The organism is Ponticoccus litoralis (assembly GCF_039769985.1).
GTDB lineage: Bacteria > Pseudomonadota > Alphaproteobacteria > Rhodobacterales > Rhodobacteraceae > Ponticoccus > Ponticoccus litoralis.
In genome coordinates this window covers 172,904-195,484 of record NZ_JBDNCH010000002.1, presented here as the reverse complement: position 1 = coordinate 195,484, position 22,581 = coordinate 172,904, and the positions used below count along the sequence as shown (strand labels likewise).

The 22,581-nt window shown below is 67.8% G+C and carries 18 protein-coding genes, 2 pseudogenes and 1 riboswitch; of the genes and pseudogenes, 6 read left to right on the top strand and 14 right to left on the bottom strand.

Annotation, left to right across the window (positions count from 1 at the left end; all coding sequences use genetic code 11):
• Positions 1 to 10: 10 nt before the first annotated feature.
• Positions 11 to 146, bottom strand: a riboswitch (TPP riboswitch).
• Between the two features lie 201 nt (positions 147 to 347).
• The 8 genes from ABFB10_RS01900 to ABFB10_RS01865 form a co-directional block, all read right to left on the bottom strand.
• On the bottom strand, positions 348 to 1,835 hold the full coding sequence (locus ABFB10_RS01900; protein ID WP_347165101.1) for a KpsE/RkpR family capsule polysaccharide export protein: 1,488 nt from the start codon (positions 1,833 to 1,835) through the stop codon (positions 348 to 350).
• Positions 1,836 to 1,872: 37 nt separating this feature from the next.
• Positions 1,873 to 2,559 (bottom strand): ATP-binding cassette domain-containing protein, encoded by a 687-nt coding sequence (locus ABFB10_RS01895; RefSeq protein ID WP_347165100.1) that lies wholly within the window; start codon positions 2,557 to 2,559, stop codon positions 1,873 to 1,875.
• Positions 2,556 to 2,873, bottom strand: coding sequence for an ABC transporter permease (locus ABFB10_RS01890; protein ID WP_347165099.1), 318 nt, complete (start codon positions 2,871 to 2,873; stop codon positions 2,556 to 2,558). The genes ABFB10_RS01895 and ABFB10_RS01890 overlap by 4 nt, the downstream gene beginning before the upstream one ends.
• Positions 2,874 to 3,355: 482 nt before the next feature.
• Positions 3,356 to 4,369: an NAD-dependent epimerase/dehydratase family protein gene (locus ABFB10_RS01885; RefSeq protein ID WP_347165097.1), complete on the bottom strand. Its 1,014-nt coding sequence runs from the start codon at positions 4,367 to 4,369 to the stop codon at positions 3,356 to 3,358.
• A gap of 63 nt (positions 4,370 to 4,432) precedes the next feature.
• Complete coding sequence (locus ABFB10_RS01880; RefSeq protein WP_347165096.1) at positions 4,433 to 6,367, bottom strand: glycosyltransferase; 1,935 nt, start codon at positions 6,365 to 6,367, stop codon at positions 4,433 to 4,435.
• 4 nt (positions 6,368 to 6,371) lie between these two features.
• Entirely contained in the window at positions 6,372 to 6,920 is a 549-nt protein-coding gene (locus ABFB10_RS01875) for a hypothetical protein (RefSeq protein ID WP_347165095.1), read from the bottom strand.
• A complete protein-coding gene (locus ABFB10_RS01870; protein ID WP_347165093.1) occupies positions 6,866 to 8,329 on the bottom strand; it encodes a hypothetical protein in 1,464 nt (487 codons plus the stop codon). Before ABFB10_RS01870 ends, ABFB10_RS01875 begins: the two co-directional genes overlap by 55 nt.
• Before the next feature lie 21 nt (positions 8,330 to 8,350).
• The gene (locus ABFB10_RS01865) at positions 8,351 to 9,715 is read right to left on the bottom strand and encodes a nucleotide sugar dehydrogenase (RefSeq protein WP_347165091.1); all 1,365 of its coding nucleotides are present in this window, start codon (positions 9,713 to 9,715) and stop codon (positions 8,351 to 8,353) included.
• 381 nt (positions 9,716 to 10,096) lie between these two features.
• Here ABFB10_RS01865 and ABFB10_RS01860 point away from each other — a divergent pair, with 381 nt between their 5' ends.
• Both ABFB10_RS01860 and tig read left to right on the top strand, forming a co-directional pair.
• Complete coding sequence (locus ABFB10_RS01860; RefSeq protein WP_347165090.1) at positions 10,097 to 11,824, top strand: calcium-binding protein; 1,728 nt, start codon at positions 10,097 to 10,099, stop codon at positions 11,822 to 11,824.
• 527 nt (positions 11,825 to 12,351) lie between these two features.
• A pseudogene (tig, locus tag ABFB10_RS01855) lies at positions 12,352 to 13,678 on the top strand (trigger factor).
• 251 nt (positions 13,679 to 13,929) lie between these two features.
• Here the strand turns inward: tig and ABFB10_RS01850 are convergent.
• From ABFB10_RS01850 to rpsF, 4 genes are all read right to left on the bottom strand, one after another.
• A complete protein-coding gene (locus ABFB10_RS01850; RefSeq protein WP_347165089.1) occupies positions 13,930 to 15,792 on the bottom strand; it encodes a PhoX family protein in 1,863 nt (620 codons plus the stop codon).
• Positions 15,793 to 16,000: 208 nt separating this feature from the next.
• Positions 16,001 to 16,633, bottom strand: a complete 633-nt coding sequence (gene rplI / locus ABFB10_RS01845) for a 50S ribosomal protein L9 (protein ID WP_347165088.1) — start codon at positions 16,631 to 16,633, stop codon at positions 16,001 to 16,003.
• A 12-nt stretch (positions 16,634 to 16,645) separates the two neighbouring features.
• Positions 16,646 to 16,873: a 30S ribosomal protein S18 gene (rpsR, locus tag ABFB10_RS01840; RefSeq protein WP_023850238.1), complete on the bottom strand. Its 228-nt coding sequence runs from the start codon at positions 16,871 to 16,873 to the stop codon at positions 16,646 to 16,648.
• Positions 16,874 to 16,895: 22 nt separating this feature from the next.
• The gene (rpsF, locus tag ABFB10_RS01835; protein WP_023850237.1) at positions 16,896 to 17,267 is read right to left on the bottom strand and encodes a 30S ribosomal protein S6; all 372 of its coding nucleotides are present in this window, start codon (positions 17,265 to 17,267) and stop codon (positions 16,896 to 16,898) included.
• A 241-nt stretch (positions 17,268 to 17,508) separates the two neighbouring features.
• Here rpsF and ABFB10_RS01830 point away from each other — a divergent pair, with 241 nt between their 5' ends.
• The 4 genes from ABFB10_RS01830 (at position 17,509) to ABFB10_RS01815 (ending at position 20,272) form a co-directional block, all read left to right on the top strand.
• The gene (locus tag ABFB10_RS01830; RefSeq protein WP_347165087.1) at positions 17,509 to 17,754 is read left to right on the top strand and encodes a hypothetical protein; all 246 of its coding nucleotides are present in this window, start codon (positions 17,509 to 17,511) and stop codon (positions 17,752 to 17,754) included.
• Between the two features lie 292 nt (positions 17,755 to 18,046).
• Positions 18,047 to 18,988, top strand: a complete 942-nt coding sequence (gene fabD / locus ABFB10_RS01825) for an ACP S-malonyltransferase (RefSeq protein ID WP_347165086.1) — start codon at positions 18,047 to 18,049, stop codon at positions 18,986 to 18,988.
• A 91-nt stretch (positions 18,989 to 19,079) separates the two neighbouring features.
• Positions 19,080 to 19,817, top strand: a complete 738-nt coding sequence (fabG, locus tag ABFB10_RS01820; protein WP_347165084.1) for a 3-oxoacyl-[acyl-carrier-protein] reductase — start codon at positions 19,080 to 19,082, stop codon at positions 19,815 to 19,817.
• 221 nt (positions 19,818 to 20,038) lie between these two features.
• On the top strand, positions 20,039 to 20,272 hold the full coding sequence (locus ABFB10_RS01815) for an acyl carrier protein (protein ID WP_023850233.1): 234 nt from the start codon (positions 20,039 to 20,041) through the stop codon (positions 20,270 to 20,272).
• A 243-nt stretch (positions 20,273 to 20,515) separates the two neighbouring features.
• Here the strand turns inward: ABFB10_RS01815 and ABFB10_RS01810 are convergent.
• Positions 20,516 to 21,525 (bottom strand): annotated as a pseudogene (locus tag ABFB10_RS01810) (Fe(3+) ABC transporter substrate-binding protein).
• Between the two features lie 120 nt (positions 21,526 to 21,645).
• Positions 21,646 to 22,458 carry a nucleoside triphosphate pyrophosphohydrolase gene (gene mazG / locus ABFB10_RS01805; protein ID WP_347165082.1) on the bottom strand — a complete coding sequence of 271 codons (813 nt, stop codon included), beginning with the start codon at positions 22,456 to 22,458 and terminating at the stop codon, positions 21,646 to 21,648.
• Positions 22,459 to 22,581: the final 123 nt, after the last annotated feature.

Below are 22,581 nucleotides of genomic sequence, written 5' to 3'. Positions count from 1 at the left end.
GGCAAGGGCAAGAGGGCGGTGCGATCCTGTCCCTTCGCCGGCATGATCCGGATCAGGTTCAAAGGGTCACCGCGCTGCCCAACGACCCTGCGACCGAAGCGCCAGCGATATCTCAGCCCCTTGTCGGGACACCCCTGGGTGGCCTTCAGCCTATCAGGTTGCTGCCCGAGTTCAACGCCACCCGCGCCGCCCGGGTCGGGTCGGAGGCCCGAGGGGCTGTTGCCGCAGGTCTTGCCACGGTTGTTCGGCCAAGCGCGACGGAGACGGCGCCCGGGATGGACGGGGGGCGGACTGCAAGCGCGCCGGTCCCGGGTTGCATGGCCCCGGCAGGGCCGAGGCGGAGCGCGTCAGGGCTGCCGCGCGCCCGCTGTGGCGCCACGGCCCGACAGGATCACCGCCAGCAGGCCGATGCTGGCGATCAGAACCGTGAGGATCGTGCCGAAGCTGCGGGGATAGGCCGGAATGTCGTCCGTGTCCGGCTGCACGACAACCTGGAAGATGCTGCGGTTCAGCGCGGCTTCGCGGTTGGCGGCGATCTCGGCCTCGATCGCCTCGCGGACCGCTTCGCGCGCCAGCTCCAGTTCCAGCGCCGCGTCGTCGTATTCCGCCAGCATGGTGTTCAGGGGCGTCGCCGAGGTGCCTTCCGGTGCCACCAGCTGCTCGCGCTCTGTGCGGATCTGGGCGTCCAGTTGCAGGGCCAGGGCCTCCAGATTGGCGGTCTGGCGGTTCTCGCCGACCCCGGCGATCTGCGCCTTCTGGATCTCGGTCCTCGTGCGGTAGGCCTCTTCCTCCAGCCCGCGGATGCGGGCGTAGATGTTCTCGACCCGCTGGCGCGGATCGACGTCCTGATAGCGCATTTGCAGGGTCAGAAGCCGGGCCTGTGCCTCGCGCACCTGTGCCTCTGCGCTTTCGCGCATCAGGGCGGCATCGGCGCGGCGCTGGTCGAACAGTGCCTGACCCAGCCGCGCGACCTGCGCCTCGGCACTGGTCAGCACCGCCTCGGAGACGGCGATGGCGCGGTCCGGGTCGGGGGCGCGGACATAAAGCGTCAGCAGCCCGCTTTGCACGTCGACCGAGGTTTCCACGTAGCGGTCGAAACGCCCGTGCCGGGTGATCGACAGGGCGGGGATGTCGCGCAGGCGGCGCAGCGGGTCGACGGCGGGGCCGCTGACCTCGGTGGCAAAGCCGGTCTGCGCTTCGAGATCCTGCATCAGGGCGCGGCTCTTGATGAAGGTGGCGGCGCGGAAGACGTCTTGCAGGTTGACCGGCTTCTCGCCGCCCAGAAGGCCCGCCTGCACGCTGTTGCCCGCGTCGCCCGGGCGGGTGATGGCGATGACCGAGCGCGCCTCGTAAAGCGGTGTGGCGATGACGCCAAGATAGAGCCCGGTCAGCAGGACCGGCAGCAGGGCAAGCGCGCCGAGAAGACGGAACCGGGGGCCGCGTGGCTCTGGCGGGAGGGTCCGGGCCGTCCCGGCCCGCGCGGCATCGAGGAAGGCCTGCGCCTCGGGTGCTGCCGGGGCGGGGGCGGTCCTTGCGCCCGGTGCATTCTCGGAGGCGGCGCTTGCGGCAGGTGCCTTGGCGGCTGAGGCTTCGGGCGCGGCGGGCGCGGTGTTCTGCTCCGTTTCGGTCGCCTCGGGCGCCGGGGCCTGCGCCGTCCCCTCTGGCCCGGCGGGCGCATTGTCCGTTGCGCTGTCCGGGGGGCGGCGCGTTCGGCCTCTGGCGCCCCGGCGTCCTGCGGTGCGGGTGCCGGGCGGGGGGCGTCCTCTGCCGTGGCGGAGTGGCCCAGCCGGGCGGCCTTGTCGGCGGCGGCGATGGCGGCGCGTTGTTCGCGCCATGCCGCGATGCGGTCCTCGTCGGTCTTGGCCGTTTGTGTCATGCCGCACCTCGTCCTTCTGCCAGTCGGCTGGCGGCTTCGAGTTCCAGCGCCTGTTGCGCCACGTCGAGATCGTCGCAGGGCACCAGCCGTCCCGCGATCAGCACCATGAAACGGTCGCACCAGATCTTCAGCTGGCGCGCGTTGCGCGACAGGAAGACCAGCGCGCCCTCGTCCAGCCGCTCGGCAAGGATCCGGTCGCAAAGCCTGCGGTGGTGCGGCTCTCCGACCGAGATCACCTCGTCGGCGATCCATGTCGCGGGGCCGGGCACGCAGAGCGCGCAGGCATAGGCCAGCGTCGCGCGTTGCGTCGGCGTCAGCGTCTTCATGCGCCGCCCGGCCAGTCCGGCGATGCCGGTGAATTCGGTGCAGAAGCCGGTCACGTCGTGCGCGGACAGGCCGACGAGGCGGGCCAGGGTCGCGAGGTTCTCGGCAACGGTCAGTTCCGGGTGCAGGAAGCCCGCGAAGCCGATGGGCCAGCTGACGCGGCCCTGCCGCCGGACGCTGCCGCCATCGGGCCGGTCGATGCCCGAGAGGACGCGGGCCAGCGTGCTCTTGCCGCTGCCCGGCGCGGCAAGGATGCCCAGTCGGTCGCCGGGCGCAACCCGGAACGAGGCGCCCGACAGGATCACCCGGCGGTGCCGCAGGCCCGGCGTCATCAGGGTCATGTCGCGGACCTCGATCACGACATCCCCCGCAGCAGGCGGCGGTTCGTGGCGAAGCGTTCCAGCGGCAGCGAGGCAAGGTAGAACCCGGCGCCGATCAGCAGCGGATAGCGGGCATCGGCCATGGGGCTGTCGAAGCCGAGGAAATAGCCCTCGCGCAGCAGTTCGGTCACATGCAGGAAGGGGCTGTACCACATCAGGTCGCGCACCCCGGCGGGCAGTTCGGCGGCGATGTAGAAGACCCCCGACAGCCAGAAGAAGGGCCGCAGCGCAAGCGGCACGGTGCGCGCGAAGGTCTGCGACAGCTGGCCCGCGATGGCGGTGAAGCGGCCCACGCCCGCCCCCAGTGCCCAGTGCCACCGCAAAGGCCCAGAGCACGCCGGGCAGCGAGGCGGGCAGCGCGGCGCCGAAGATCAGCGTCACGCCGCCGAAGATCAGCAGGGCCGAGACCGCGAGGTTGATCGCCTCCAGCAGCATGCCTGCCCAGAGGATCGTGTTGGTGTCGACGCCGGGCAGGGTGCGCATGTGGCGATGGGCGGGCAATATGCGCGACAGCGCGGTGACCGTCTGGCGAAAGGCCACGTAGGGCAGGATGCCGGTGGCCACGAAGATCTCCAGCCCCGCGTCGATGGGCGGGCGGCGGTCGAGGTAGACGAACAGCCCGACGATCAGGGCGATCCAGACCACCGGGTTTATATAGGCCCAGAGGTATCCAAGCGCGCCACCGGCAAAGCGGGTCCGCCGTTCGCGGTCGAGCAGGGCAAGGACCCGGCCCGGACCGCCCGGAGGCGCGATATGGAAGGCCTCGGCCAAACGGTCAGATCCTGTAGTATCCGCGATACCACTCGACGAATTGCCCGATGCCCTTGGCGACGGGGGTGTTCGGGCGGTAGCCGGTCAGCGCCTCCAGAAGGTCGGTGTCGGCCCATGTGGCGGGGACATCGCCCTTCTGCATCTCCATCATGTTCTTCTCGATGGTCATGCCAAGGGCCTTCTCGGTCTCGGTGATGAAATCCAAGAGCGCGACAGAGGCGCCGTTGCCGATGTTCAGCGTGCGGAAGGGCGCCACCGGCGACAGGCTGTCCTTGGGGATGGCGGCGCCGCGACCCTCGACCAGCGGCGGCGGCGTGTCGACCAGCAGCCGGATCGCGTGCACGAGGTCACCGACATAGGTGAAATCGCGGTACATCTTGCCGTGGTTGTAGACATCGATGCTTTCCCCGGCGAGCGCGGCGCGCACGAACTTGAACAGCGCGAGGTCGGGCCGCCCGTAGGGGCCGTAGACCGTGAAGAAGCGGAACATGGTCGTCGGCAGCTTCCACAGGTGGGCATAGCTGTGCGCCATGGCCTCGTTGGCCTTCTTGGTGGCGGCGTAAAGCGTCAGCGGCAGGTCGGTCTTCTGGGTCTCGTCGAAGGGCATCTCGGTGTTGCCGCCGTAGACCGAAGAGGTCGAGGCCATCAGCAGGTGGTCGACCGCCCGTTCGCGCGCGCATTCCATCAGGTTGAAGGTGCCGACGAGGTTGCTGTCCACATAGGCGCGCGGGTTTTCGAGGCTGTAGCGCACGCCCGCCTGCGCGGCGAGGTGGACGATCACCTGCGGGTCGGCCTCGGCGACGGCCTTCGACAGGGTCTCCATGTCCTCCAGCATGCCGATCACGCAGCGAAAGCGCGGGTTCTCGCAAAGGATGCGGTGACGTTCCTCTTTCAGCGAGACGTCGTAGTAGTCGGTCATGCCGTCGTAGCCGACCACGTCAAAGCCCTCGTCCAGCAGGTGCCGGGCCAGATGAAAGCCGATGAATCCGGCGGTGCCGGTTACGAAAACGGTGGTCATGTCTACTGCCTGCTCGTCTTGCTGGCCGGCTTTGCGCCGGTTGTGAGGGGCTTTGCGCCCTTGTCAGCGCGGATTTTCGAAGAGTTCGGCGGTCCGGTCAAGGATTGTCTCGACCGAGAAGCGATCAATAGAGTGCGCCATGGCCAAAGCGCCATAGCGCGCCAGCCGGTCCGGGTCGTCCAGCATCTGGGCCAGACGGGTGTCGAGTTCCTCTTCGGGCAGGGTTTCGGCATCCGACAGGATGGTGCCGGTGACGCCCTGTTCCACCACCTCGTCGGTGCCGCCGGCGGGGGTGGCCAGAACCGGGGTGCCGACCAGCTGCGCCTCGATCAGCACGTTGGGCAGGCCCTCCATCGCGGCGAGGTGCATCAGCAGGTCGGCGCGGTGCATGTAGAATCCCACCTTGCTGCGGATCCCCAGCGCGAAGACGCGGTCCTGCAGGCCCAGCTCGGCGATCTTCGCCTGAGCGTCGGGAAACAGCCCGCCGGACCCCAGCATGACAAAGCGCGTGTCGTCGCGTTTGGCAAGGTAGCGGGCGGCGGCCTCGATCCAGCGCAGCGGGCGCTTGTTCTCGTCGAAGCGGAAGACCCCGACCACGGTGCGGGTGCAGGGGGCAGAGCGTTCGAGGATGTCGAACCAGGCGGCGCGGTCCTCGTCGTCGCCCTCGGGCGGCATGACCTTCACGGCGTTGGGAATGACCTGCACGGTGCCGGGGGCAAGCTCCAGCCAGTCCTCGTAGGCGGTGGCCGCCTTCTGGCTGTTGGCGGTGAAGGTGACATGCGGCATGGCCGCCAGCGCCTTGTAGAGCACCGGCAGTTCCGGTCGCCAGAAGTTCGGGCGCAGGTTCGGCGGCAGCCCCCGGAAAGAGGTCACGATGCGCGGCACCCCCGCCAGAACGGCGGCGATGGCGGATTGCACGATGCCGCCGTCCTGCCAGAGATAGGCGACCTCTGTCCGGTGCGCGCGGAAGGCCTGAAGCAACTGGCAGGTGTGGCGCTTGACGTCCGGGGCCAGCAGCGACAGCAGGTCGCGCAGCTCGGGGGTCAGGCCATCCAGTGCCGCGACGGCGATCTCCTCCTCCTCGGAGAAGACGCGGGTCGGCACACCGGCCTCGGCCAGCATCGGGCGGTAGAAATCAGAGCCTGTGGCGGGGTTGGCGTGCTTGACCCAGACCTCGGGCAGCGGGTCGCCCACCAGCGCGGCGCGGTCGAGGAAGGCGCAGGCGATCCGGGTCATCTGGCGCTCTGCGCCGCCGGTGCCCAACTGGCCGGAGAAGAACACCATCCGCCGCGCGCGGTTCAGCGGGCGCCGCGCGGGCGCGCGGGCGAAGATGGCGTCGATGGCCGCTGCCGATTGCTCCAAGTCGTACCGTCCCATCATCTCTGCCTGTGCCTCGACCCGCGCCAGCAGGTCCTGTGAGGCCGCGCCCATGCGGTCCCGCCCGTGCACCGCATCTGCCACTTTGGCGGCTTCGGGGAAACGCGATTGTTCGGCCAGGGCCTTGATGTAGTCCATGCGGATGGCGCGGTCGGTCGGATGCAGGACCGAGAGCGTCGACCAAAGCTGATCCAGTTCGGCCCGGGCCTTCAGCTCGATCAGGCCGGGCAGGGCGATGCGCGCCTGCGGCAGCGCCCGCCAGCAATCCGGGTAGTGCCGCGCGATGCGGGCAAGGCCCTCGTCCACGCGACCGTCGCGGCGCAGCCAGCGCATCAGCATGCGCAGCGCCAGCGGGTCCTGCGGGAACCGCTCTTGCAGGGCGCTCCAGACCGCGCGCATGTCCTTTTCGCGGCGCAGGCGTTCCATCAGAAGGCCCGAGGCCAGCGCAAGGTGGCGGTCGGCGCGGAAACGGTTCAGCAGCGGTTCCAGCTGCGCCAGAACCTCTTCGGCCATCGCCGCAGAGGTCACGCCCCGGGCCAGGTCGAAGATCTGCTGCGACGCGCCGGGGGGCAGCGGCGGGGCGCTGTGCGAGAAGTCCAGTTTTTCCGCCAGTGAGGTCATGGCGTCACGCGCAGGCCGGAAGGGCGTCGCGAAGCCTGAGGGCCTCGGCTGCCAGTCGGGGGTTGTCATCCGCAAGCGACAGAACGCGGCCTGCGGCCTTTAGGGCAAGAGCTTCGTCGCGGGCGCGGCGGGCCGCGCGCATGACCAGAACCCAAAGCGTCAGCCGGTCCGGCATCGCCCCGGTGGCGGCAAGCCCGGCCTCGGCGGCCTCGGCGGTGCGGCCCCGGGCCAGCAGCAGCCGCGCGCGCCAGAGGTCGAATTCTGCGCGGGTATCGGGCAGGGCGGTCACCTCGGCGCCCAGAGCCTCCAGCGCGGGCAGGTCGCCCGCCTTGCCCAGCCCGCGAATGCGGGTCACCAGATCGGTGCGGGCCTCGCGCAGCGCGTGGCGCAGGGCGGCGTTGCGCGGATCGGTCTGCGCCAGCCGGGCCAGCGCTTCGGCGCGCTCCCGGGCGGTGTCCAGCGCCAGCGCCTCGGCCAGCCATGCCTCGATCACCGCGTTCAGCGCGGCGTCGCGGATGCGTCCCGGCCCCTGCGCCTTGCGCCAGTGGGCCACGGCGGGTGCGGCGGCGACACCGGCCTGCCCGGCGATCCGGGCCGGGTGGCGCCGGGCAGATCCGCCGCGATCAGCGTGCGCAGGCAGGGTGCGGGGCGCCGCAGGGCGCGGGCGATGCCCTCGGGCGTCAGGGCCTCTTGCACCCGGGCAATCAGCGCCGGGTCCAGACGGCCCGCAAGAGAGAGTGCGTGGTCCTGCACCAGTCCGGCCAGAACGGTGGCGGGGCGGCGCGCCTGCGGTGTCTGGCGCAGGGCGGCGCAGGCAAGGTGCGCGGCCTGCGGCAAGGCCCCGGCCTCATGGGCCGCAAGGGCAAGATCGGTAAGCAGATCGCAGGGCAGGTCGTCGCGCCGGTCCAGCAGGGCGGCGGCCCCGTCGAAGCACCCCAGCGCGGCGGCGCGGCGCATCCACGCCACGGGGTCGGCTCCGGCATCGCCCAGATCGGACTGGGCCAGGGCCCTGTCGGCCCGAAGCGCGTCCAGCGCGGCGCGGGCGGCGGGGAAGCGGTCAGAGACCCGGGCCAGCCGCGTGCAGGCGTCGTTCAGGTCGCCGCGTTCTATCGCCGCCTCGACCTGCGCGACAAAGGGCTCGGGCCGGGTCGCGGTCAGCGCCTCGGTGCGCGGCGCGATGGTGGTGCGCATCCACTCGGCCATCAGGGCGCGGGCGAAGGTCTCGGTGAAATGGGCAAGGCTGGTGCTGTCGTCCTCGATGGCGCGGGGCTGGCCGAATTCCACCATCAGCTCCGTCGGGTTGCAGCAGGGCAGACCCAGCGCCGCGCATTCCTCGGCGACCATGTCGATCAGCCCGGCGCGCGAGCGGATCGGCAGGCCGTCCGGTTTCACCGCGTTCACATGCGTCACCACCAAGAGGTCCGGCAGCAACGACGCCAGCGTCTGAAGGTCGGCGCGCAGGCTGTCGCGGGTCACCAGGCTGCGGCGGATGCGGGCCAGCAGCTTTGACTGCGCGCGTTGTTCGGCGGTGGCGGACCACGCGCTGTCGAGGAAGGCGGCGGTGGCGGGCTCGTCCCCGGCATCCGCCAGATCCCAGAAGGCGGCGGCGCGGGTACTGTCCGACAGGAACTCGGGGAAGGCCGAGCGCAGGTAGTTCAACTGGATCGACACGCCGTCGACGGTCAGCTCCTTGGCCGAGGCGATCTCGACCAGGTAGAGGTCCGACATCTCGGGCGGCTGTGCACCCAGCGTCTCGCGGTCGTGAGAGCGGCAGACCAGCGGCCAGAGGTCGGCGGGGATCTCGGCCTCGCCGCGCAGGAACCGCGCCATCTGCACCGCCTCGGCGGGCGAGTGGCAGTAGCCGTAGCTGCGCGTCAGGTTCAGGCGCACCCCGTGGGTGGCCTGCCCCATCCGCAGCGGCGTGGTGATCCGGCAGGATCCGATTGGCGTGACGGTGAACATCGGCTCAGGCCCCACCCGTGCTTACAGCGACCAGTAGGTCAGGGTGCCGGGCAGGGGCGTCTTGCGGAAGACCGCCTTGACGTCCATCAGCACGCCGCCCTCGCGGATGCGCCGGAAAAAGCCCTTGTCCTCGATGTACTCGCGATGCGCGGTGGCCAGGATCATCATGTCGAGATCGTTGAAATCGGCATTGTCGGTCAGTTCGATGCCGTAATGCGCGGCCTCGGCGGCGTCGCATTGCGGGTCGTGCATGACCGGTTGCAGGCCGTAGCCGCGCAGCACCTCGATCAGCTCCAGCGTCTTCGAGTTGCGCAGGTCGGGCACGTCTTCCTTGAAGGTAATGCCGCAGATGCCCACGCGCTTGCCGGCAAGGTCGCCGCCCTGCTTGATCAGGAAGCGCAGCGCCGCGTCGGCCACATGGCGCACCATGCTTTCATTGGTGCGGCGCCCGGCCATGATCAGCTGCGGGTTGTGGCCCAGCCGTTCCGCCAGCGCGGCGAGGTAATAGGGATCGACGCCGATGCAGTGCCCGCCGACAAGGCCGGGGGTCATCCTGACGAAGTTCCACTTGGTCGAGGCGGCCTCGATCACGTCATGGGTGTTCACGCCGATCTTGTCGCAGATCATCGACATCTCGTTCATCAGGGCGATGTTCACGTCGCGCTGGGTGTTTTCCAGCACCTTGGCGGCCTCGGCCACCTTGATGCTGGGGGCGGCGTGCAGGCCCGCGTCGATGACCGAGGCATAAAGGCTGCGGATGCGTTCCAGCGTCCCGGCGCTGTCGCCCGAGATCACCTTGACCACATTGGCGACGGTGTTGACCTTGTCGCCGGGGTTGATGCGCTCGGGGCTGTAGCCCAGCCCGAAGTCGGTGCCGCAGGTCAGGCCCGACAGGCGTTCGAGGATCGGCGCGCAGATTTCTTCGGTGGCGCCCGGGTAGACGGTGGATTCGAAGACTACCACGTCTCCCTTGCTCAGGCAGGGGCCGACCGTCTCGCAGGCCGAGATCAGCGGACCGAGGTCGGGCTGGTTCGAGGCGTTGATCGGCGTCGGCACGGTCACGATGTAGAAAGAGGCCTTGGCGATGCTGCGGCGATCGGCGCTGGCCTTCAGCCCGCAGGTGCGCAGCGTCAGGGCGTCGACCTCGTTCGAGCCGTCGATGCCGTTCTTGATCTCTGCCACGCGGCGGGTCGAGATGTCGAAACCCGCAACCTCTTCGAAGCGGCGGGCCAGGCGCACCGCCAGCGGCAGGCCGACGTAGCCAAGGCCGATCACCGCCACCCGTTCCGCGGTGGATTTGATCGTTTCGTTATCGGCGACAAGCTGTAGCCGCGTGACCCTTGCGTCCCGGTTGAGGCGCGTTTCCTGAAGCGATTTCGAGACCATCTGCCCTACCTTTTTATTGGTTCTTGCAATCATTAATGGCGGGCAAAAATGGCGAAAATTTGCACGAAACCTGAAAGATTCAGGGCTGTGGAAACGGACTGCTTCCAGGTTGGGAACAATCGAACTGTGGCAGGGTCAAAATGCGTTTAGTGCCTTGAATTAAAATTGATTTCTCAGGGGGCTCGCCGGAGCTTCCTGCGGGGCGGACCGCAAAATGCCCAAATTCCCGGCAAAAGCTGACCACAATCTTACGGTTAACAGTCCGCTAGTAGAGAACAGGCCGGTCCGTCGGTCCTGGGTCCTGCCAAGCGCCGAAACGAGGCGTCGGCGCCATGGGGATCCAGCCTGCGACGGACCCGCCAGATTGGTGAGAACAGGCACATGTGGTATTGGAACGGCTCTTATTGGGAATGGGATATTTTCGGCTGGGAAACCGGAGGCCGTGGCGGTGACACCGGCAACGGGATTGCCGGGCAACTGCCCGAAAGACTGCGCTTCGTGGAAGACCAGCGTGGGACGCTGGATCTGTCGGATCTGGATCTGGGCAGTCTCGGCGGCAAGAACGACATCATCACCCTGACCTTCGAGGTCAGTTCCGGCGCGCTGTTTGCCGACCGTTATGGGCCGATCGACATCGCCGGGTCCGGCACCGGCACCGTGACGCTGTCCGGCAAGGTCAAGCATCTGGAGCGTTACCTTGACGACGCCGCGGACGCGCTGTCCTATCTTGGCGATCAGGATGCCTTTGGCGAGGGCGCCGGGGCACTGAGCATCCGCGTCGGGCAGGGCAGCACGGCAGAGGCGCTGGGCAGCGTTTCGATCGACCTCGACGACAGGCGGGACGACATCGTCGGGACCGAAGGCGACGACGACCTGTCCGGCGACGGCGGAATGAACGGCATCTACGGGCTTGGCGGCGACGATTCCCTGCAGGGGCACGGCGGTGACGACCTGATCGAGGCTGGCGACGGCTGCGACACTGTTTCGGGCGGCGCGGGCGCCGATACGCTCGACGGCGGCGCCGGTGAGGATGTGCTGTATTACTACGGCTCGCAGGCCGGTGTCCGCATCGACCTTGGCGCCGGGACGGCCTCTGGCGGCGATGCCGAGGGCGACGTGATCTCGGGCTTCGAGCATATCTATGGCAGCAATGCCGCCGACGTGCTGACCGGCGACGCGGGGGCCAACACGCTCTTCGGTTACGGCGGGGCGGATGTGATCAACGGCATGGGCGGCGACGACGTGATCCGCGGCGGCGCCGGGGCCGACACGCTGGACGGCGGCGATGGCACCGACTGGCTGCGCTACCTCGGGTCGCGCGAAGGGGTGACCATCAGCCTCGAACCCGGCACGGTCAGCAGCGGCGGCGATGCCGAGGGCGACGTGGTCACCAACTTCGAGAACATCCAGGGGTCGGACCACGGCGATGTGCTGACCGGCGACGCGGGTGCAAATGAAATCATCGGCAACGATGGCGACGACGCAATCTTCGGCGGCGCGGGCAAGGACAGGTTGCGCGGCGGCGAGGGCGCCGACACCCTGGACGGCGGCGCCGGGGTCGACACGGTGCTGTATGGCGGGTCGGACGCGGGCGTTACCGTGAACCTGCGCACCGGCAGCGGCACGGGGGGCGAGGCCGAAGGCGATGTGATCTCGAATGTCGAGAACGTCTATGGTTCGGACCACGGCGACCTGCTGATCGGCGGTGCGGGCCGCAATTACCTCTATGGCTACGACGGCGACGACACGATCTCTGGCGGCGAGGGCAAGGACGTCCTGCGCGGCATGGCCGGGGCGGACAGCTTCCTCTTCGACACTGCGCCCGCGGCCTCGAACGTGGATCGCATCCTCGACTTCACCGCCGGCACCGACAACATCCTGCTGGACGGCGCGATCTTCGACACGCTGACAGCGGGGGCGCTTCTGGAAAGCCAGTTCCTTGTTGCGCAGTACGGCGTGGCGCAGACCGCCGACCAGCGCATGATCTACGACTCCGGGGACGGGACGCTTTACTACGACGCGGATGGCTCGGGCGCGCTGGATGCCATTGCCGTGGCGCAGCTGACCAACCGGGCGGACCTGAGCTTTGACGATATCCTGATCGCCTGATCCGGCCCCCTGCGGGATGACATGACCGAGCCGTCCCGCAGGGGGCGGTCGGTTGCTTTCCGCGCGGCGGTTCAGGCCCTGCGCGGCGGGCAGCGCTGCCTGCGTCCCCGAAGACAAGCAACCCTCCGTCATGGTCAGGCAGGCGAGACCGCCCGGCGCGACCGAGGACACTGGCGCTTTCGGGCGGGGTGGATGCGCGGGACGTTGCCCTCGAATCGAATGCGATCGTCCCCGGCATCATGACGCTGCACGGCGGGCAGGCCGCGTTTCGGCGTTCCTCCCTTCGCCGAGACCCATGCGGTTCGCGCGTCCTGCGGACAGAAGTTCGCGGGCGCGGCGGCGCCGCTGTATGACCCCGGGAGCGGCCTGCGGATTTCCGCCGTCCTGCGGTTCCGGCACCGGCCTCGGCGGGCCCTTGCAAACGGGCGAAACCCGCTTGCACAAGGGCCGTTCGGGCAATAGAAGATGCCAAATTCGTACTTCCGCGCCCCGCCTTCCGGGGCGCTCCGCAATTCTGAGGGATGAACATGCAGGTCACTGAGACGCTGAACGAAGGCCTCAAGCGCGGCTACGCCATCACGGTGACGGCAGCAGAGCTTGAAGAGAAGGTCACCGAGAAACTGAAAGAAGCCCAGCCCGACATCGAGCTGAAGGGCTTTCGCAAGGGCAAGGTGCCTCTGCCGCTGCTGAAGAAGCAGTTCGGCCAGCGTCTGATGGGCGAGTCGATGCAGGAAGCCATCGACGGCGCCATGAACAAGCATTTCGAGGACAGCGGTGACCGCCCGGCGCTTCAGCCCGAGGTCAAGATGACCAACGAGGACTGGAAAGAGGGCGACGACGTCAACGTCGAGATGACCTACGAGGCGCTGCCCGAGGTGCCCGAGCTGGACCTGACCGCGATCGAGGTCGAGAAGCTGGTGGTGAAAGCCGCTGACGCGGACGTCGACGAGGCGCTGGAGTCGCTGGCCAAGACCGCGCAGGAGTTCGAGGCCAAGGACGGCGCGTCCGAGGACGGCGACCAGGTCGTGATCGACTTCGTCGGCAAGGTCGACGGCGAGGCCTTCGAAGGCGGCGCGGCAGAGGACTACCCGCTGGCGCTTGGCTCCGGTTCCTTCATCCCCGGCTTCGAAGAGCAGCTGGTCGGCGTGAAGGCCGGTGACGAGAAGGCCGTCGAGGTCAAGTTCCCCGAGGAATACGGCGCCGAGAACCTGGCCGGCAAGGACGCGGTCTTTGACGTGACCGTCAAAGAGGTCAAGGCGCCCAAGGCCGCCGAGATCAACGACGAACTGGCGAAGAAATTCGGTGCCGAGGATCTCGAGGCGCTGAAGGGCCAGATCCGTGAGCGTCTCGAAGCCGAGTATGCCGGTGCCGCACGTCAGGTGATGAAGCGCGGGATGCTGGACAAGCTGGACGGCATGGTGTCCTTCGACCTGCCGCCCTCGCTGGTCGATGCCGAGGCCAAGCAGATCGCGCACCAGCTGTGGCACGAAGAGAACCCCGAGGTTCAGGGCCACGACCACGGCGAGATCGAAGCCACGGATGAGCACAAGTCTCTGGCCGAGCGCCGCGTGCGCCTTGGCCTGCTGCTGGCCGAGCTGGGTCAGAAGGCAGAGGTCGAAGTGACCGAGGCCGAGATGACCCAGGCGATCATGAGCCGAGGCCCGCCAGTACCCGGGTCAGGAGCGTCAGTTCTTCGAATACGTCCGCCAGAACCCGGGCATGCAGCAGCAGCTGCGCGCGCCGATCTTCGAGGACAAGGTCATCGACCTGATCGCCGAGCAGGCGAAAGTTTCCGAGAAGGAGATTTCGAAGGAAGAGCTTCAGACCGCCGTCGAGGCTCTGGACGAAGAGTGATCTTCCCGGTCGGCTGCGGCAGGGGTCTGCCGCGCCGCACCAAAGAGACGAAGGCCGCTCCCGCTGGGGGCGGCCTTTTCGCTTTTCAGGGGCGGGGCCAGAGGGTGTCGGGGGGTTGGGGGGCCGCAGGCCTCGAACCGGGGCGGCCTTGTCGCATTCCGGCTGCGGAACGGGCAGGGGAGTGTTCACCGCCCATAGAAAAGGGCCGCGTCCACACTGCGACGCGGCCCCCGGGTCTTTCAGGATCCGGCTTAACCGATGGCCTGGCCGTCCTCGCGCCAGACCGAGATCACCGACGAGCGCGGGATGCCGTCACCGTCCGGCCACGAACCGCCCGGGTGCTGGATGCCCACGAAGGCCACCTTCTTGTCCGCCGACCAGCACAGGCCGGTGACTTCGGCGCCGTTGGGCGCGGTCAGGAAGCGGGCGATGTCGCCGGTTTCCGTGTTGCCCACCAGCATCTGGTTGTTGCCCTGACCGGCGAAGTCGCCTTCGTTGCTGTCGTCGCCGTCGGTCTGGATCCACAGCATGCCCTGCGTGTCGAAGGCCATGCCGTCCGGCGAGTTGAACATGTTGCCGGGGCTGACGTTGTCGGACCCGCCATAGGCGTTGTCGTAGACCGCCGGGTTGCCCGCCATGACGTAGAGATCCCAGGCGAAGGTCTCGGCGCCGTGGTCCTCGCCCTCGGGGCGCCAGCGCACGATCTGGCCGTAGTCGTTGGTCTCGCGCGGGTTGGCCGCGTTGACCGGCATGCCCTCGCTGCCGCGCTTGGAGTTGTTGGTGAGCGCGCAGTAGGCTTCGGACTTCAGCGGGTTCACGGCGATCCACTCGGGGCGGTCCATGGTGGTCGCGCCGACCTTCGACCCTGCCATGCGGGCGTGCACCAGCAGCTCGGCCAGTTCCATGCCGGTGGTCTCGGGCGTCAGGGCCAGCCATTCGCCGGTCATGTCGTCGTTGAACTTGGCCACATATAGCGTGCCGTCCGACAGCAGCCCGTCGGTAGAACCGCCCTCGGTGTAGACGCCGTTCGAGACGTAGCGATAGATGAACTCGCCGCGTTCGTCGTCGCCCATGTAGACCACGACGCGACCGTCGGCGGTCTGCGTCATCGCGGCGTTCTCGTGCTTGAAGCGGCCCAGGGCGCTGTGCTTGACCGGGGTGCTGTCCGGGTTCGCGGGGTCGATCTCTGTGATCCAGCCGTGGCGGTTGGGCTCCATCGGCTCTTTCGACAGGTCATAGCGCTCGTCGAATTTCTCGTAGGCGTAGCGGCCTTCGCCGCCGATGCCGTAGCGCTCGAAGCCTTCGGTCAGGGTGAACTCGCCGGTGGCGCCGAAGTAGCCGTTGAAGTTCTCTTCGCAGGTCAGGTAGGTGCCCCAGAGCGTCCGGCCCGAGCCGCAGTTGTTCATGGTGCCCTTGGGGCTCATGCCCTCGGGGTCGGCATTGGTCTTGACCAGATCGGACCCGGCGACGGGGCCGTCCATGGTCATCTGGGTCTCATGGGTGATGCGGCGGTTGTAGGGGCTGTCCACGACGACGGAATAGCCTTCGCCCTGATCGGCCACTTCCATCACGGTCACGCCCTGCAGGTTCTTCAGCAGCACGACTTCGTCGGCGTTCTTGGGCATGCCCTCGCTGTCGGCGGGCAGGTTGATCTTGGGGTTCACATATTCGGAGTTCACGGCGATCAGCTGCTTGCCGTCCACCTCGAACAGTTCCATGCCGTCGGTGTTCTCGCCGAAGACCTTGTCCGACATCTCGACCGACACGCCGGTCTCGGGCGAGAAGGCGCCCTCTGCCTCGGACCACAGGGCGTCGCCCCAGCGCACCAGCGGCTTCCACGCGTAGCCCTCGGGGACGTGGATGTCGAAGTCGGTGGCGATGTCGATGGGGGTGAAGGCGAAACCGGCGGCCTGCGCGCGGGCCGAGGTGGCCGAGCCGAAGACGCCCGCACCCATGGCCACGGCGCCAGAGCCGAAGGCCAGCGCGCCGCCCAGGAAGCCCCGGCGCGAGATGGCACGCTCGACGACGGCGTCGAAATCGTTTCCGGCAGGGCGGGGGTCGCGCAGTTCGTCGAACTCGTCCCAGGACAGGTCGATGAGATCGCTCTTTTTCATGGCTGGCCTCTCTGGCTTGCAAATCGGTCGGCCTGCCGGGAATCGGCGGGCCACGTGCGCAAACCTGAGGGCGGAGTGTAACGGCGGGGCGACGGTTGCGTGACGGTTTCCTTGCGCCGCCGAAGGGCCGTCAACTGACTGACAAAAAAGAAAAAACCGCGCCGGGATGCGGCGCGGTTCAATGTTCGGGTGCCTGTGCGGCGAGGGTTTACACCTCGTCGCGCGGATCCTCGGAGCCCTCTTCGGCGCGCGGTGCCGGGGCATTGTCGCCGAAGTCGTCATTGGCGGCGCCGCCCATGTCGTCGAACAGCTGGCTGACCTCGAATTCGGCGGCTGCCTCTTCCTCGGCGGCCAGGTCCTGGATGGACTTGCCGGCTTCCTGAAGCTCGGCCTCTTCGGGCGAGCGGGCGACGTTCAGCGTGACCATGCACATGACCTCGGGGTGCAGGTGCACCTCGATGTCGTGCAGACCCAGTTCCTTGATCGGCTGACGGATCAGGACCTGCTTGCGGTCGATCGAGAAGCCCTCGGCGGTGGCCACTTCGGAGGCGTCACGGGTGGTGACGGAGCCGTAGAGGTTGCCGCCGTCCGACGCCTGGCGAATCACGACGAACTTCTGGCCGTCGAGACGCTCGGCCAGTTTCTCGGCCTCACCCTTGGTTTCGAGGTTGCGTGCCTCGAGCTGGGCTTTCTGCTCTTCGAAGGAGGCGATGTTCTCTTTCGAGGCGGTCAGCGCCTTGCCCTGCAGCAGCAGGTAGTTGCGCGCATAGCCCGGCTTGACGGAGACGACGTCGCCCATCTGGCCCAGCTTGGCCACGCGTTCGAGAAGGATAACTTGCATGTCGCTCTCTCCTTACTTCACGGCGTAGGGCAGCAGGGCGAGGAAGCGGGCGCGCTTGATGGCACGGGCCAGCTCACGCTGCTTCTTGGCCGAGACGGCGGTGATGCGCGACGGCACGATCTTGCCGCGCTCGGACACGTAACGCTGCAGCAGCTTGGTGTCCTTGTAGTCGATCTTGGGCGCATTGTCTCCCGAGAAGGGGCAGACCTTGCGGCGGCGGAAAAACGGTTTTGCAGCCATGGTTTAACTCCTTGTTTCGGGATCAGTCGCGGGGCCGGCGCTCGCGGCGGTCGCCACGGTCACCGCGCTCGTCGCGCTTCTGCATCTGGATCGACGGACCTTCGGCGTGCTCGTCGACCTTGATGGTCAGGACGCGCATCACGTCGTCGTGCAGGCGCATCAGGCGCTCCATCTCCTGAACCGCGTCCGAGGAAGCGTCGGTCCGAAGGAAGGCATAGTGGCCCTTGCGGTTCTTGTTGATCTTGTAGGCCATGGTCTTGACGCCCCAGTACTCGGACTCGACGACCTTGCCGCCGTTGTCGGAGAGGACGGTCGAGAAGTGTTCGACGAGACCTTCGGCCTGCGCGTTGGACAGGTCCTGACGCGAGATAAAGACATGCTCGTAAAGCGGCATGTGCACTCCATTTCTGTCATGGCGCATTTCAAAGGGCAGGGGCCTTGGCCTCTCGCACCCTGCCCACGAGAGACTGCGCGGGATGAATACGTCTTGCGAGAGGAAGGTCCCATATACACGGATAGGCGGGTTTCGCAAGGGTTCGCTGCGGCGCCGCAGCAATTCCCGGAAGGCGCCGCAATGCTGTCCACTTGTGCCGGGACACTGCGGGCACGACCGCCAGGACCCTGCAGGAGAGATCATGACCGCAACCGCACCCCAGACAGACCGGGCGCCCCGGGCCGAATCCCCCCGTGCCCCGAGTTTTCTGGCGCGTGTCCTGCTGACGGTGCTGGGCGGCGCCCTGACGCTGGCGGCCTTCGGGCTGTGGCTTGTGCCGGTCTCGGGCGGGATGCCGATGCTGTTCCTGATGAAACTGGGCATCTCGTTGGTCATGCTGATTGCCGGGATGTGCTGCCTGGTCGTCACACGCGGACAGAGGGGCTGAGCGGGCCCCGGCCCTTCGCCGGGAAGGGACCGTTGCGCCCCTTGCGATGGGCTGTCTGCCCCGGTGCGCTCTGCGGCGTTCCCGGGCGGGCGCCCGAGCCGCCTTCCGTGCCGTGACGGGCGCAACGCGCGCAGGCGCGTGACCCCTCGTACCGCGCCCCGACGGGCGGCGCGCCGGGCGCGTTGCGCGCAGGGATCACGTGACCGTCCGACTCAGGCGGAGATTGCGGAAGCCTCGTCCGCCTTGTAAGGGCTTGTCTTCAACAAGATCGGCATCACGCAAGGAGAGGGTCATGAGCCGCGCATTCATCTTCCCGGGACAGGGGGCACAGGCCATCGGCATGGGCCGCGATCTGGCCGAGGCCTACCCCGCCGCGCGTGCGGTCTTTGACGAGGTCGACGAGGCATTGGGCGAAAGCCTCTCTGCCCTGATCTGGGAAGGCGACGCCGAGACCCTGACCCTGACGCAGAACGCGCAGCCCGCGCTGATGGCGACCTCGCTGGCGGCGATGCGCGCGCTCGAGGCCGAGGGCGTGACGATCGGGGCGGCTGCCTTCGTGGCGGGACACTCGCTGGGCGAATACTCGGCGCTGACGGCGGCGGGCAGCCTGACCCCGGCGGATGCGGCCCGGCTTCTGCGGCTGCGCGGCAAGGCCATGCAAGAGGCGGTGCGGGTGGGCGAGGGCGCCATGGCGGCGGTTCTGGGGCTCGACCTGGCGGCGGTGCGCAAACTGGTGGCCGAGGCCGCAGAGGGCGAGGTGCTTGCGGCGGCCAATGACAACGACCCGGCGCAGGTGGTGATTTCCGGCGCGAAGGCGGCGGTGGAACGCGCCGCGGCGCTGGCCAAGGAGGCCGGGGCCAAGCGGGCGCTGATGCTGCCGGTCAGCGCGCCCTTCCACTGTGCGCTGATGGCCCCGGCGGCCCGCGTCATGGCCGAAGCGCTGGACGATGTGCATATCTCGGCGCCCGCGGTGCCCCTGGTGGCCAATGTGACCGCCGACCGGGTGACGGACGAGGCGACGATCCGCTCGCTGCTGGTCGAGCAGGTCTGCGGCGCGGTGCGCTGGCGCGAGTCGGCGGCCTTCATGGTCGGGCAGGGGGTGACCGAATTCTGGGAAATCGGCGCCGGCAAGGCGCTGTCGGGCATGGTGCGCCGCATCCACAAGGAGGCCTCGGTGCAGGCGGTGGGCACCGCCGCCGACGTGAGCGCCGCGGCCCGGAGCCTGACGGCATGACACAGGACAGCGGCCCCGCAGGGCCGTTTTCTTGGAAAGAAAACGGTGCGAATTCCGTGACGGAATTCGCACCGCGCGAATGGAGAGCGAAATGTTTGATCTGACAGGGAAGGCTGCGCTGATCACCGGCGCGTCCGGCGGCATCGGCGGAGAGATCGCCAAGGCGCTGCACGGTGCAGGAGCCACCGTGGGTCTGTCCGGAACCCGCACCGAGCCGCTGGAGGCGCTGGCCGCCGAGCTGGGTTCGCGGGCCCATGTGCTGCCCTGCAACCTTGGCGATGCCGAGGCGGTGACCGCGCTGCCCAAGCAGGCCGCCGAGGCCATGGGCGCCGTCGATATCCTGGTGAACAACGCCGGAATCACCCGCGACAACCTGTTCATGCGCATGTCCGAGGAGGAATGGGCGCAGGTGCTCGAGGTTAACCTCACCGCCTCGTTCCGGCTGTGCAAGGGGGTTCTGCGCGGCATGATGAAGGCGCGCTGGGGCCGGATCGTCAATATCACCTCGGTGGTGGGCACCACGGGCAATCCCGGGCAGGGCAATTATGCCGCTGCCAAGGCGGGGCTGGTGGGCATGTCGAAGTCGCTGGCCTACGAGGTGGCGACGCGCGGGGTCACGGTGAACGCCGTCGCGCCGGGCTTTGTCCGCACCGCGATGACCGACAAGCTCAACGACGAGCAGAAGGCGGCGATCCTGACGCAGATCCCCGCCGGGCGCATGGGCGAAGCGGAAGAGATCGCGGCCGCGGTTCTCTATCTTTCCAGCCCCGAAGCGGCCTATGTGACCGGTTCGACATTGCATGTGAACGGCGGCATGGCCATGGTGTAGACGGCACCGGAAAGCCGGGCAGGGGCCGCGCGGGAAAGCATTTGCCATCCCAGCAGCCTGTGCTATAGGCGCCCGAGGTTTACGGGCGGGGCCGCCATGCGCCGGCCCTGTCAGCCCCCGGCACGCCGGGAGATCGAGCCGCCCGGGAACGGGCAATGAAAGCCAAGCCGCGGGGCAGGGCGAACCGGACCGAAGGTCCGAATGAACTGTGAGGGAAAGACATGAGCGATATCGCAGATCGCGTGAAGAAGATTGTGGTCGAGCACCTGAGCGTGGAAGAAGAGAAGGTCACCGAGAACGCTTCGTTCATCGACGACCTCGGCGCCGACTCGCTCGACACCGTCGAGCTGGTCATGGCCTTCGAGGAAGAGTTCGGCATCGAGATCCCAGACGACGCGGCCGAGACCATCCAGACCTTCGGCGACGCGGTGAAGTTCATCTCGGAAGCCCAGTAAGCCGACAGTCGGCTGAATGTTGAGGACGGCGCCCATCGGGCGCCGTTTCCTTTTGCGGGGTGGTGGTGGAACGCCCGCTGCGCGGCCCTGCGAGAGGCGCCGCCTCTCGCGCTCTCCGAGGAATTGCCGGACCGAAGAAGGGCAGGGCGCGGGCGGTTCCCCGGGCCCTGCAACGCAAAGCGCCCCCGCAGGGTCATGCGGGGGCGTTTCCTCTGTCAGCGTCGCGCGGGCGCGCGGCTGCGATCAGCCGTCGAAATCGACCTCTTCGATCAGCCGCAGCGCCTCGGCCGCGCAGCTCTGCCAGGGTCATCAGGTTGGTCTCGTCAGCCTCGAAGCTGCCCCAGCCCTTCACCAGGTCGATGGCCTCGGAGCCGGGCGCGATCGGGTATTCGTAGTTCGCTTCGGCGTAGATCTCCTGTGCCTCGGGCGAGGACAGGAATTCCATCATCTTCAGCGCGTTCTCGCGGTTCGGCGCATTCGCCGTCATCGCCACACCCGAGATGTTCACATGGGTGCCGCCCTCTTCGAAGGTCGGGAACAGGACGTTGACGCTGTCGGCCCATGCCTTCTGCTCCTCGTCCTCCAGCATCTTGCCCATGTAGTAGGTGTTGCCGAGCGAGATATCGCATTCGCCGGCCCAGATCGCCTTGACCTGCGCGCGGTCGTTGCCCTGCGGTTTGCGGGCGAGGTTGGACTTCACGCCTTCCAGCCATGCCTTGGTGGCTTCTTCGCCGTGGTGGTGCAGAACCGCCGAGACCAGTGCGACATTATAGGGATGCGTGCCCGAGCGGGTGCAGATGCGGCCCTGCCACTTCGGATCGGCGAGATCCTCGTAGGAGGTCACCTCGGCCGGGTCGACGCGCTCTTTCGAGGCATAGACGATGCGCGCGCGGGTGGTCAGGCCCCACCAGTGACCGTCGGGATCGTGGTACTGCGCGGGCACGTTTTCGCTGAGGGTTTCGCTTTCGACCGACTGGGTCAGCCCGGCGTCGACCACGGCGAAGAGGCGCGAGATATCGACGGTAAAGACCAGGTCGAGCCGGCGAGCGGCTGCCCTCGGCCTGAAGCCGCTCGACCATGCCGTCGTCGAGGTGGGCAACATTGACCGTGATGCCGGTCGCCTCGGTGAAGGCGTCGGTCAGCGGTGCCAGCAGCTCGGGCTGGCGGTAGGAGTACAGGTTGACCTCTCCTTCGGCCAGCGCCGGGGCGGCCAGGGCCGTCAGGGTAAGGGCGGTGGTAGCGCGCAGGAACATGGGATCTCCTCTCGTGTCCATGTGACTTCGCGCGCAATTAATCCGAGTAAAACACTCTGGTCAATGGCTGAGTAATTCTATCGGAAAAGGGGTGCCGCGCGGCCCGAAGATCAACTTACCCTAGCGGCGCTTCTCCAGGGCCTTGGCGGCGTCCCAAAGCGCATCCATCTCTGCCAGGGAACTGTCCTTCGGATGCTTGCCCACGGCATCGAGGGCGTCTTCTATATATCTGAACCGGCGCGTGAATTTTGCGTTCGCGGCGCGCAGCGCGGCCTCGGGGTCGATCTTCAGGTGACGGGCGAGGTTGGCCATGACAAAGAGCAGGTCGCCGAATTCCTCGAAGCGCTCATCCGCATCCGGAGCCTGCCGCAGCTCGTCCATTTCCTCGCGCAGCTTGTCCATGACCTCGTCGGTGCTTGGCCAGTCAAAGCCCACCCGCGCGGCGCGATTCTGCAGCTTGACGGCGCGCAGCAGCGCCGGCAGCCCCAGCGCCACGCCGTCCAGCACGCCGGTCTCGGCCTTGCGGGCGCGCTCGGCGGCCTTGATCGTTTCCCAGTCGCGGGTCTGCTGCTCCGGGGACTTGTCGCGGCTTTCTTCGCCGAAGACATGCGGGTGCCGCGCCACCATCTTGTCGGACATGGTGTCGGCCACATCCGCGATGTCGAAGAGCCCCCGTTCCGCCGCCATCTGGGCGTGAAAGACCGACTGGAACAGCAGGTCGCCCAATTCTCCCTTCAACTCGTCCCAGGCCTGCCGGTCGATGGCGTCGGCGACCTCGTAGGCCTCCTCGATGGTATAGGGGGCGACAGAGGCGAAATCCTGCTCGATGTCCCAGGGACAGCCGGTCTCGGGATCGCGCAGGCGGCGCATGATCTCGACCAGACGGGGCAGGCCGCCCCCGGGGTCGTGAACCAGTCGATCGGATTCGGTCATGGACATGTCCTCCTGCTTGGCGGTGCCACGGTCCTCTCCGATCCCGAGAGCGGAGTCCAGCAAAGGACCGGCCCGACCCGACGGAGGCGCGCAGCGAAAAGACCGTTCGAGCGCCACTGACCC

Coding starts and splice junctions, on each gene's coding strand:
- ABFB10_RS01900 (WP_347165101.1), bottom strand. CDS start 1,835: ATGGCGCGAACAACGCGCCGCCATCGCCGCCGCCGACAAGGCCGCCCG.
- ABFB10_RS01885 (WP_347165097.1), bottom strand. CDS start 4,369: ATGACCACCGTTTTCGTAACCGGCACCGCCGGATTCATCGGCTTTCAT.
- ABFB10_RS01880 (WP_347165096.1), bottom strand. CDS start 6,367: ATGACCTCACTGGCGGAAAAACTGGACTTCTCGCACAGCGCCCCGCCG.
- ABFB10_RS01870 (WP_347165093.1), bottom strand. CDS start 8,329: ATGTTCACCGTCACGCCAATCGGATCCTGCCGGATCACCACGCCGCTG.
- ABFB10_RS01865 (WP_347165091.1), bottom strand. CDS start 9,715: ATGGTCTCGAAATCGCTTCAGGAAACGCGCCTCAACCGGGACGCAAGG.
- ABFB10_RS01860 (WP_347165090.1), top strand. CDS start 10,097: ATGTGGTATTGGAACGGCTCTTATTGGGAATGGGATATTTTCGGCTGG.
- ABFB10_RS01850 (WP_347165089.1), bottom strand. CDS start 15,792: ATGAAAAAGAGCGATCTCATCGACCTGTCCTGGGACGAGTTCGACGAA.
- rplI (WP_347165088.1), bottom strand. CDS start 16,633: ATGCAAGTTATCCTTCTCGAACGCGTGGCCAAGCTGGGCCAGATGGGC.
- rpsR (WP_023850238.1), bottom strand. CDS start 16,873: ATGGCTGCAAAACCGTTTTTCCGCCGCCGCAAGGTCTGCCCCTTCTCG.
- rpsF (WP_023850237.1), bottom strand. CDS start 17,267: ATGCCGCTTTACGAGCATGTCTTTATCTCGCGTCAGGACCTGTCCAAC.
- ABFB10_RS01830 (WP_347165087.1), top strand. CDS start 17,509: ATGACCGCAACCGCACCCCAGACAGACCGGGCGCCCCGGGCCGAATCC.
- fabD (WP_347165086.1), top strand. CDS start 18,047: ATGAGCCGCGCATTCATCTTCCCGGGACAGGGGGCACAGGCCATCGGC.
- fabG (WP_347165084.1), top strand. CDS start 19,080: ATGTTTGATCTGACAGGGAAGGCTGCGCTGATCACCGGCGCGTCCGGC.
- ABFB10_RS01815 (WP_023850233.1), top strand. CDS start 20,039: ATGAGCGATATCGCAGATCGCGTGAAGAAGATTGTGGTCGAGCACCTG.
- mazG (WP_347165082.1), bottom strand. CDS start 22,458: ATGACCGAATCCGATCGACTGGTTCACGACCCCGGGGGCGGCCTGCCC.